Source organism: Calothrix sp. PCC 6303, assembly GCF_000317435.1.
Classification (GTDB): domain Bacteria; phylum Cyanobacteriota; class Cyanobacteriia; order Cyanobacteriales; family Nostocaceae; genus PCC-6303.
In genome coordinates, this window is sequence record NC_019751.1 from 3,589,993 (window position 1) to 3,601,660 (window position 11,668).

Here is an 11,668-nt window from a genome sequence, read left to right on the forward strand (position 1 = left end):
AATTGGGGAAAATGGGGAAATAATTCCCCACCTGGATTTATTTACTTCCACTGCCACCACTGAGACGTTTGAGATATTGTTGAACGATTCCATAAAGAACTAGGGAAAGTCCAACAACTCCGATTGGTAGCAGTAGCCAATTATCTTGAATTAGACGTGAAGCTTTGCTCAAAGGAGTTGTGTCTTCAACTCGACTGGAAGATTGGGCATCTTTGAAAAATGCTAATTGATAAGCATCTGGATCATAAGGTTTTGGATTTGGCTCATTGCTGCTAATTAGCACCGTATCCTCTTTGAGTTGAGAGAACCAAGGATCTTGATTCAAAACCTGACGAACTTTTTCTAATCCGCTATCTGTCGAAGCTGCTAAAGCCAGAACCACCCGCTGCGAATTCCAAGGTGAAACCACTTGCTTAATCATCCCTTGCTGATCTTGGGGAGTTTGGACTGCACCTGCTGCGGATGAGCGATTGAATGCTTGACTTAAGTTAAAACCTTGGGATTTGAGGGCTTCAGGAATCGGAAATTTACTCAGAGTGCCAATCGCTACTAAATTATTTTTTTTGCGAATTGATTCGGGGAGAGACTCTCTAGTGTGGACTTCCAACTTCATCCCATCCGATTGGCTCAATCTGCCTAATCTTTCGCTCACCTCTAAAAGTGTCAGAATATCGTTTTCACTGGGGTTTTGGGGCATCACAACAGTTGTTGCTGACAAATCTTGAGGAGCAACAAAGGGATAACCAAATCTCATCAACTCTAGATTCGGTAGTTGAACTGAAGTTTCCCGCTTTAGATTAAAACTCGTGTCTGCATGTACTCTACCTGTAAGTTGTTCGCCGGGAGGTTGAATGCAGCGCTCTTTATTAAAAGCTTCTTTGGCATTCATCCGAAAGAAGACTTGCAATTTGGAACTGGGTGTAACTAAGTTTGCAGGTAAATCCACCTTCAAAGTTCTGCGTGTTTCTCCTTGATCATCTGTGAGTCTGGCACCACCAATAAAGTTGCCATCTAAAAACACCTGAACAGCAGAGGTACGGGGGTTGATTTGGGGACCGTAACTGTAGATCAAATTCATTGAGCTACCACGGACAAAACGGTCATCTGGTAAAGCGCGAAAATCGATTTCGATGGGTGGAGCGCCAGATCCACTTACGGTGACATCTTTGAAGGGTTTATTGCCATTATTAATTTTGAGGTCGCTGAGTAAGAAAGAATTGGCTTCCGGTAGATATCTTGACCATTGTCTAGCTGCTGGTGTTGTTGTTTCCTGAACTTTATCAACGAAAACAACCTGACCTGTACCCATCTTCCGTAAATCGGCTTGGGAGAGGAATTGTGCGGCTTTTGCCACTCCTTTAGCACTATTTCCGGTGACAATTAAAATTGGCGCACCGCCATCTTTTTTGGTTTGAGTCAGGATTAAGACACCTCGATCTTCCGGGATGGGATTTTGACTATTATCGAGGATGCGATCGCCTGATATCTTCAGGGGTAGATCTTTGAGTTGGGATAGGGTTGGTTGTTCTGTAGGGGTACCTAAAATAATTACGCGATCGCTATCTTTCACCGCTGCCATATTAGTAGCCATTCCTGTCTCTAAAGGACGGAAATCGGCAAATCTTCCCAAAGCTGCTTGAAAGCGCGCTGCACTAGTTAGCCAGGATTGTTCTACTTGGCTAGGTTGGATGAAGACAATTTTGTTGTTTTCTAGCCCTAATTCATCAAAAATTGGGTAGGGATAACGATTAAAGTTTAATAAAGTTGAGGTTGGTTGATTTTGATATTTGAAAGTAATTTTGGAGTCGGGTAGAATTTCTGTCCACAAATCAGGACTGGTGGGGTCTGTACATTCTTGGGAATCATTTTGTTGCGCCACCATCGTAATCTGGTTGTAGTCCTGTAGGAAACTGGGTGGAATGTTTACCAGCAGTTTCCCAATTTGTGACTGTTTACGATTTAAAGGTGTACTACCAACACTTCTACCGTTGACTAATACCGTCAAATTAGAACGATTTGCATATAAAGCTGGTGAATGTTGGAAACGGATTTCAGCTTGAATTGTTCCTTGATCAAGTTTCCAATTTCGCGGACGAGTAAATCCTAAACGACTTTCTGCATACTGTCCCCGTAATCTTAAACTATTACCAACTATAGGACTGCGATTAAATTGTAAGATATGGGAAATTAGTTTTTTGTCATCTTTAGCGTTTGCTTCGTCTTTTTTGTCAGTGGTATTTGTTGCAGGTGTTGCTTGTGCCAGTAAAGTCACATCACCCTGAGAAATTTTTTCCTCTGAAAGCTGACTATTGGTAGCTTTAGCACTCAATAGTGTGCTGGGAAATAGCAAAAAACAGAAAGTTACGACCACTGCTTTCTTGCTGATTTTTGATAGTAGAAACAACTGCTTCATTTGATGGTATGGGGGATAGTGAGTAAAAGAAATTAGGTAAAAGAAATTCAATTATTGGTTTTAAATGATTTTGGGTTTTATTCAGAGATGCTTTCCTCTGACTTGGTGAATCTTGGGTGGTAGAACCGCTTTTTGTTGGAAGTGGAATTCTACGGGGTAATTCAGTAATTGAAGATGAAATGTTTCTTGGTTTACAACTAACTCTCTTAGTTGGAATTACTGATCGTAAGCTTGTTTTTTTTATAACCCAAAATTAGCCGGATAATTTAAGTTTTTGTTGAATTTATCATCAAGAGTAATCCTACTTACTTAGTTTTCAGTAATTGCTGGGGCATTGCATCTGGGCTAATTAATCCTAACCAAGCCAAATTTTGGGTATAATATGCTGAGTGATCGCCCCAAATTCCGTTTTGGTACTGTGGTAGTATTTTTTTCACTAGTACTTGCTCACCTAATTTGGGATTAACAATCCGCCATGCAGCATAGAGCATGGCATACTGGGACGTAGCCTCATAATCAACTAAGCTTTTACCCTGAAGATTAATCCTGGCTGGTAGTCGTGATTGTTCACGCCAGAGTTTTTCTAGGTACTTGGTTGAACTTCGCAGATAACGCTTTGCCTTTGGCTCATTAAACCAAGCAGCATCAAGGGATATTCGCCACCAAACCCGATAAGCATCGAAGCTATATAAAGTTGAAAGGGGACTGGATGAGGGTAAAGCTGTAAATTTACCAGTGGGAATATCTAAGGCAACCCAGTCACTAGGTAAACCTACTGGAGATAATTGTGTTGATTGTTCCAAAATCTCATAACTTGTATTCACCAAGCTCAACCAATTACGTTCTTTGTCCACCTGAGCAAATAATCGGAAAGCATAGGGTGACAGGTAGGAAGGATTGAGGTACAGGGTGGATGAATTGGGAATGAAGGCACTAGCTGGACCTGGTAATAAATAACGTTTTCCTCCAGTTCCCACTGCCGTAGAAAGATTCCATAAATCCCTGAGTTTGGTTTTTGCCAACTCCAAGTATTCGGGTCTTTCCCAGCGTCTAGATGCCAAAATTAAAGCAGTAATGGCATCGATATCGCCGTCGCTAGCAAAGTTGCCATCGATACTTCCCCATTTGCCTTCACTATTGCGACCCCATTTCCAAGCCCACAAACTATCTTTGCGTTGACCATTTTGCTGACGTTGCAGATTATTTTCACTCCAATTTAGGGTCAGGGCAAATGTGTCTGCGTCGTTGATGAAAACAGCCCGCAACATAGCATAAGCTTGTCCTTCGCTGGTAGAGCGATCGCTTGCTTCAAAATCAATGACTCTACCGTCACTTTGAATAAAACGCCGTCGATAACTTTGCCAACTTTCGGCAAGGAGTTGACGATTTTTGATGTTGGTGGGTAAAGCTGCTAAGAATAAGGCACTTTTATCGCTGTCACTCAATGGTTGGTTGATATGTACTTGTGGTTGAGTTTCTGGTATTTGCCGCTTGGTTGCAGAATAACCAGAAAAACAAGCATATAGCCCAATGATGGGGAACGCGATCGCTATTAGCTGTGGAAGGTGTCGCATCCTAGGAACCGTTTGATTGACAAGATGTTGGCGACAATTACCAAGGGGAGATACAAAGTATTCCTGTATAAATAAATACAGTTTACTAATTATCCATGCATCATGGTGAATGCTAGACAACTTGGTATAATTTCCCGTGGCGATCGCTTTATTTATTGTTCCCTCACTCAGGTTCAGTATTAGCTTCAAACCAGTAATTTCATCACAATCTCCCCTGCTCCCTGCTCCCTGCCCCTCTGCTTCTTCATTTGCGACGTTCATAATCCTCCCAGGCTGGCTGAAATCCTCGTCGTTGTAAGAATTCTTCCTGAATTTGCTGCATTCTTTGCGATAACTCGCTGTCTGTACCTCCTTCACGCATCTGTTTAACTTGCAACTCTTCCATCTGATTTAACGCTGCCAATGGTTTATCTAAGATGGCTGTTAAATCAGCTACTGCCCTTTTTGCATCTACGTCATCGGGTTTTTGTTCTAAAAATTGGGAATAAATCTGTTCCGCACTCTCAAATTGCCTTTGCTCAAACCGAATTCCCCCCAAAGCCACCAAGGCATTTAAGTTATCGGGTTCCTGTGCCAAAATCTTCTCGTAGATTTTTCCAGCTTGCTGTAAATCTCCGGCGGCTTTGGCTAGTTGTGCTTGAAGTTGGGCATTGCTAGCAGTTTGAGGCAACCTCGCCATTAATTGCTTGACTTTTCCTCTTGCCTGTGCAGGGCTACGTTGAGCAATGGTTTCCACCACCCGAATTTGCATAGGAATATTACCGGGGTCAAGCTCGGCTAAATATTCATAGAGGGTTTCCCGTTCTGGATATACAGGTAACACCTGCACCAGGGTATAAAGTTCTGGGGGGGTATTGGTGGCAGGTTGAGTGGCTAACCAATTTTCCAGTATGGCTCTGGCTTCGGCTTCTGATATGCGTTTTGCTTGGTAAGCGATCGCTGTCCGTCCCAATTGGATATTTTGACTTTGGGGACTGCGAGTTAATATTTGGTCATAGATTGCCAGGGCATCATCATAACGTTTTTGCTGCCGTCGCACACCAACTAAACCTTGTAAGGCTCCATCCACGATGTCTGCACGGTCTGGCTTACTTTTGAGTAAAGCTTGGTAGCGTTTGGCACTGCCTTCTAAGTTACCTTCTCGCCGTTCAATTTCTGCTGCCAATAACTGATGTGCCAAATCTTTACTCCCCATCGGGGTTGCTGTATAGGCTGCTAAGGCACTTCTGGCACCGTTCATATCATCCAGTTGCAGAGATATCTGAGCAATCCGAAAATACAACATTGGCACATTGGGATTGCTTTGGGCAAGGCTTTGATATACAGGTAAAAACTCTGGATCGGGGATGCCAATTTCACTCAGTGCAAATGCTAACTGCTGCTGTTGGGCGGGATCATTGGGTAAGGTTTGCAAAACTGTTGCCAGTCGCTGACGCAAATCGCTGCGGGCAATCACACCCAGTTTACTTTCCAGTGCCAATTGCCTCACCAATAAACCTTTATTGTTAGGTTGTTGGGCAACAAGTTGGCGGTATAGCTGAATGGCGGTTTGTTCACCCCCTGGTAAACCTGAGAGGACATCCGCTGCTTCTTGGTAAATTACAGCTTGGGGATTATTAGCGATCGCTTGACGGTACAAACTAATGATTTGTGGTGCCAGGTTGGGGTCGCTGTTACGTTTGCGGATTTCGTTCAAACTCCGCGCTAAGGGCAAAACAGCATCTGCTCTCCCCTTCAACGGTTCTAGAGCTACTACAGCTTGGCTGGCTTGATTGTTGGCAATGTATGCCACCGCTAACTCTTTACGAGTTTCTACCGCTGTGCGATCGAGGGTATTAGAGCGGCGTAATTGTGCCTCCAATACCTGTACTGCTTGGGTAACATTGCCATTTTCCCGCAATGCCCGCCCATAAGCCACCGCTGCATCCCCAGTAATTGGTTTGCCATAGCGGTTGAATAGTTCCAAAGCTTTGGGATAATTTCCTCCATAGGTAAAAGCCTGTGCTGCATTCAACAGAATCTCATCTGAGGGGTTTCCAGCAGCTAAGACAATCTGAAAATCAGCCATTGCCTCAGTTTGGCGACCCTGGTAGAAGTACAGGACTGCCCGTAAACTCCGAGACTCCACATCATTGGGGGTTTGCTGCAACAAAGTTGTTAAAGCTTTAATTCCCCCCATCTGCCATTGGGGTTTGTAGGTACCTAGTAAACCGACAGTTTTTAGTGCCACCAAATTATTTGGATCTTGGATTAAAACCTGTTGGTAAGCATTCCAAGCATTATCAATCTTTCCAGCACGTCTATAGCCAATGGCTAAACCTAACTTTGCTTGTAGTGATTGGGGATTGCTTTTAAGCACCTGTTGGAAAACAGCGATCGCTTGATTCACCAAACCCTGATCCAGCATTTTATATCCCCGCTGTATGGGGGTACTTGCTTTTTGCGCGACTACTGGAGTTGACTCCATCAAAATTGGCATTACCACCCCAGAAGCAAACAAGAGTAAGTAAAGGGGGGCAGCTAGCAACCATTTATTGGTAGACAAAAAGCCTGTCAAAGCAGCTTTACTGCTTCTGCCCTTCGACAAGTGACACAGTGAGCTTGTGGAACTGCTCATGGTAGCACCTCCTGCCTTCTGCCTCCTGCCTTCACATACCAGTAATTTCAACTTGAAGTAATTCATCCTGAAACTCATCTATCTACCACTTCTCCCTCTGGGGGTGACATCAAAGTCTGATTTCACCCTTACACCCAGTACTGTTTCCTCGAAACTATCCCGTCCTTGAACTGTAAAACCTAGTCGCAAATTCGGTAAAAATTTAAAATCATAGAAAAGTTCCACCACATCTGGCTGTTCACCACGTCGCAAGCTATCATTCGACAATGCCCGTCCGTAAGCTAAACCTAAGCGGTCATCGGGTGTAAATAAATCTAGGAAACTGGCTCCCAAAACATAGGTTTTTGCATCCTGTCCTGAATCCCGATTTTCATAATGACCGTAACGACCAAATAAACCAAGTTTCAGATTCGGTATAAAAAATTCTGCATTCAATCCGTAGGCTTCTTCCCGATCGTCTTTCTGGGGACCAAATTGGTTATTTCCCCGTGCAATACTGAACCCTTCGGCAAATGTATCCCGGTTTCCCGCATCCCGATCGGTTGCATAAGTACCGCGAATAATGGCATTTCCATAACGAATCCCAATTTCCCCTGCAAACCCATCTAAAGCAAAATTACTTAATCTGTCAGAGGAGGAAAACACCGCAGCTTTAGCATCGATGTTGTCGGTGACACTCCAATTTGCCAACAGGGCTGGACGTGAGGAAATTCCCGTTACAGATAGGGCTGGATTAGTTTGAAATACTGGGTTAAAAAATTGACTTGCTCCATCTTTGGCAAAGCTATTGCGATCAAAATAGGAAGTCAAATCCAATTGACCAATCGCAAACCGCAAGTTAGGTAATCCAGTTAGAGAAGTTGCAAAATAAGCCTCGTTGATATTCAAGCCTTCATTGCGAGAGTCATCGAAGGAACTACCGTTACTGACTAAATCTAAAGTTGCCCCAAACAAGACTTGGGGAGTCAATGGATAAATTGCTGTTAACCTGGCTCTAGCTGATGAATCTTCACCTTGGGTTAGGTATACACCCTGTACCCTTAACGAAGATTGTGTCAATGCCGTACTTTTAATCAAAGGTGGCGATTGATTAGGTTGTTGACTCAAAGGTGTAGCGGTATTTGGTCGCTGTTGTGCCACCTGAGGGTCACTAATTGTTGGTAAAGTTCCACCTTGAGCGTTGAATAACTGACTAAAGGTTGGTGGTGTCTGAGTATTTGCTACCGATTCATTGACAAATTCGGGATTTTGTGGTTTGTTTTCTTGGTTTTGAGTCTGTGAATTCAAAAATTGATTAAAAGTTGGTGATGCTGCAAACCGAGAATTACCTGATGATTGAGTTCCCGATTTAGCATTGAGCAACTGATTAAAGGTCGGTACAGAATTTCCTGCATTTAATCCTGGTTGTGGTTCTTCTCCAAGCACCGGGGGTAAAGGCACAACCGCTGATTGTGAGGTAGCTGTAGCTGGAGAATTTAGAAACTGGTTAAAAGTAGGTGTAACAGCACCTGGAGCCGTAAATTCTTGAGTTGTAGCTGGTGGTTGGAGATTAAATTGCTCTGTATTTTGAGCGACAAAATTCTCCTGTTTGGGAGTATTTACTGGTTTCAAAAGTCCCAAACCCAAATCTGGGATATCTCCACCAATGGCTAATTTTGGCAACACAGAATTTGCAGATGAACGTTTAGCTGTGGGAGTTTTTCCCCTAGCTTGCTGAATCAAAGAATTTTCTAGCTGTTGAATATTGTTGGCGGGTGATATACCCACAATTGGGGGTTGGATTGCAGGTGTTAAACCTGAACCTATTGAAATTGGTGCGGAAATAGGATTAATTGGGGTTTCTCCAGGTGGTGGTGGTGCCGCTTGGAGATTGGTTTTTGCCCCCGCAGTTGGCAATTTGGGTACTAGGAGTAATTCTCCAGAGTTTCGTGATTCTCCAACAGAAATGGATTGAGCTAGTGAAGGTTGGTTAACAGCAACTACCCAAGCAACGGAGCTAGATGTAGTCAGAAGTAGCAGATAAACCCGGTAAAACCAACTTGGGGAAATAAATTTATGACAGTCAAATATTTGGGGCTTCATTAGCCTAAATTTATTCAAAACTAATTTTTACATTGACGGATGTCGCCACTTTAGCAAACATTCAGAGTATATTCGAGAACAGTGTATGTATTTGTAGATCTTAATTAGCTACATCAAGAGGTAATGAAGCTGGAGTTTGGATACAGCCATTTAAGGAAATATCCGACAAAATATAGATTACGGACTTTATAAATTCCTCTAATTAAATAAATTTACTACGCTAGGTGACAATATGCAGATTTTTGAGAATAAATTAGGAAAATTATTCTGTTCTAAACTATTGACTGCCACTGGCTTGGTGTTGATGGTGACAAGTACAGGTTGTAGCCAAAAGACACCACCAACTCAACTGGAAATCAAAAATGTTCAATCTGTAGATAGCCAAGGAACTTACAAGGTGACTGGCAGTACGAATTTACCCGATTCCAGTAAGATAGCGATCGCAGCAGTTCGTTACTTGCGTCCCACCCAAACACAACAAGTTAGCGTCTCTAACTCTGAGACTGATATCAATCGCTCAATTCTAGTTCGCCAATTTGCCAAGGTGAAGGGGGGACAATGGGAAGCCGATTTGAATATCTGGCAAGTTTCACCAGATGGTCGTTATCAAGAAGCTTGGCAAACGAATCAAAGCCAAATTCAACTGACTCCTGAAAATGACATTTCTTTTATTGCTACTTTCGATCCTCAAAGTCAGTTGGTAACGTCTGAAACATCCGAACAAACCGAAAACCAATCTATCGACGAAAAGACAGAAAAACAACCATTAGTCAAGAATCTAGAGGGGAAATCTCTCCGCTTCACCAATGAAGGTGAAAAATATATTCAAGCAAGTCAAGTAATATCAGTAGCAATACCTACAGCTAAAACTACACCACCTGGCTTAAAGCCTGAAGATATTAATGGTGGTTGGGGAAATAGATTTCAAATTCAATCTCAATCTACATCAGCAGGAATTACTCCACTTCCTCTCAATAAATCCAGAAAAACAGATGCTCCACTAACACCAGCAGAGTTCCTGCGTTAAAGGAGTAATTCCGTACCAAAATATATAGAGACGTAGCAATGCTACGTCTCTATATTTTGCCTTTTTAGAGGCTCAATTTTCACTCAATATCTTTGCTCTAACTCGTTCCTTGTATCCCGTAACGAATGCATATCCTCCGTCTCCAGTCAGAATAAGAGGCGGAGCCTCAAAGTCAGGGTTCCCAGGCTTTGCCTGGGAACCAGTTGATGACACAAAAATTGTATGAAAGAAAAGTGTCGAAATTACATCAAAGTCACCAGCCTACCTAGTAGTCCACCAAGGAAACTTTACAGGGAAACAATATTGCTCTACTCACTACTCCCTCAAATCCACCCAGCATTTTTGAGTTGGTGGACTACTAGAAGGGTATCACTACAGGGGCAAAGCAAGCCTTCGTGGGCTTTGCTTGTTTAACCCCAGTCTTCTATCCTGATGGGCTATTTACCAAAACTGGATACTCCAGTAGTAAATTTTCTCACCCACCTACTTGAATGATATTTCCTGATGCTCAGGAGCTTCGTAATAAACACTAAATTTATTCCCAAAGTTGACTTGGGAATTCATCCCTTTATTCGATGATTCCAAATTCTGCTGCATTTGCAGCATTTGATCCATCATTAAGTGTAATTGTTTTTGTAACTCGGCAATTTCATCTGATTTTAAAGTTGCCTTATCTTCAACTTTACTTGTTTTTGCTTTTTCAAGCGATTTATTTGAACTGTGTTGTGGATAACTTAAAAATGGTTGAGCTAAAGCAAAACCAGAAATAGCATCATTAGTAGTTTTACTGGGAACTTGCTGATAAGTAGGTGATACTGATGGTTGATCTACTGAGACTAAAGCTTGGGCAACAACCGGTTGCGATACATTTATTGGTAAATTATTTTGAGCGATCGCTTGTTCAAATGATAACTCTTCATCCAAAAATCCTCTCAAACCATTAACTTGAATTCGAGAGTCAGATAGTTTCATTTCTTTCAACATCTGCTCTTTCTCTTCTAAATGTTGCTCTAAAGTTGAAAGATGATTCTTAAATTTAATTGATCTACGCGAAGAACTCCTCCAACCACTAATTGCAGCTGCTGAAATTCCTGCTCCCAAACTTAATGTCGTAATCAAAACCACATATGGAGGGGCTATATCTCGTAATCTACCATCAAAAATTGGCTCTTCCTCAAAGCGAATATTAACTGGTTTATCGCCAAATAAGGCTAAAGGAAGACTCATTGCGGAAAAAACTGCTGCGGAAGCAATAGCAGGTATTAAAACAAATTTTCGCAGTGCAGATAGACTCATATTTAATTTAAGAGTTAAGGTTTTTGTCGAAAAGACAATTTATATTTCGAGAAACAATATTTTAATTTCTACTTATAAAGTGTCATATTTTCAAAGTTCAAAGTAGTTGGTTAAACATTTATTTCTCTCGTATCCAATCTAATATTGAAAGATATCTTTTTCAATACAAAACTCATGAAGAAATCAACTAAATGATTAAACTTATCATGAATTATTCCCAAGAAAAACGAGAAATAAGCTATTTACAAGCACTTGAGCTTATTCTGTATTCTCACTTGTATACGTAGTTTCATTTATTGCTTACACTTAAGTGTATCTTCTAATCCTACTATGTAGCGCTCCGCTATGCAAGTTTTTTGCTTTCGAGCAGATCAGCAGAAGTGTTCAATATGATTTATTCTGCTACAGAATCCCCACAACCTATACATGGTTAATATAGGACTCATATTTGATTTATGAAACACACGTAGGGGAGGCAGCACTGTTGGCGGGTTCCCCGACATAAGGTGACTGGCGTTGTGTGATCACCAAGTGTAACGCACTGTCTTCCTGATTTTGGTGCGTTATGCTAAAGCCATAACACACCCTACATAGTAGTTTTTCACTCTCCCCCCGTCTGTGAGGGTTTGCAGTATAGGTAAAAGTAGGGGTGAGCATCA

6 protein-coding genes are annotated in these 11,668 nt (G+C 42.0%); 1 reads left to right on the top strand and 5 read right to left on the bottom strand.

Features of this window, described 5'->3' with window-relative positions:
• Nucleotides 1–37: 37 nt before the first annotated feature.
• From CAL6303_RS14780 to CAL6303_RS14795, 4 genes are all read right to left on the bottom strand, one after another.
• Nucleotides 38–2,413, bottom strand: coding sequence for a cellulose biosynthesis cyclic di-GMP-binding regulatory protein BcsB (locus CAL6303_RS14780; RefSeq protein WP_015198611.1), 2,376 nt, complete (start codon nucleotides 2,411–2,413; stop codon nucleotides 38–40).
• Between the two features lie 305 nt (nucleotides 2,414–2,718).
• Nucleotides 2,719–4,248, bottom strand: a complete 1,530-nt coding sequence (locus CAL6303_RS14785) for a glycosyl hydrolase family 8 (RefSeq protein WP_015198612.1) — start codon at nucleotides 4,246–4,248, stop codon at nucleotides 2,719–2,721.
• On the bottom strand, nucleotides 4,232–6,604 hold the full coding sequence (locus CAL6303_RS14790) for a tetratricopeptide repeat protein (RefSeq protein WP_015198613.1): 2,373 nt from the start codon (nucleotides 6,602–6,604) through the stop codon (nucleotides 4,232–4,234). The genes CAL6303_RS14785 and CAL6303_RS14790 overlap by 17 nt, the downstream gene beginning before the upstream one ends.
• Before the next feature lie 78 nt (nucleotides 6,605–6,682).
• Complete coding sequence (locus CAL6303_RS14795; RefSeq protein WP_015198614.1) at nucleotides 6,683–8,686, bottom strand: carbohydrate porin; 2,004 nt, start codon at nucleotides 8,684–8,686, stop codon at nucleotides 6,683–6,685.
• Between the two features lie 232 nt (nucleotides 8,687–8,918).
• Here CAL6303_RS14795 and CAL6303_RS14800 point away from each other — a divergent pair, with 232 nt between their 5' ends.
• Nucleotides 8,919–9,713 carry a hypothetical protein gene (locus CAL6303_RS14800; RefSeq protein ID WP_015198615.1) on the top strand — a complete coding sequence of 265 codons (795 nt, stop codon included), beginning with the start codon at nucleotides 8,919–8,921 and terminating at the stop codon, nucleotides 9,711–9,713.
• A gap of 483 nt (nucleotides 9,714–10,196) precedes the next feature.
• Here the strand turns inward: CAL6303_RS14800 and CAL6303_RS14805 are convergent, their stop codons facing one another.
• Nucleotides 10,197–11,009: a hypothetical protein gene (locus CAL6303_RS14805; RefSeq protein ID WP_015198616.1), complete on the bottom strand. Its 813-nt coding sequence runs from the start codon at nucleotides 11,007–11,009 to the stop codon at nucleotides 10,197–10,199.
• Between the last annotated feature and the right edge of the window lie 659 nt (nucleotides 11,010–11,668).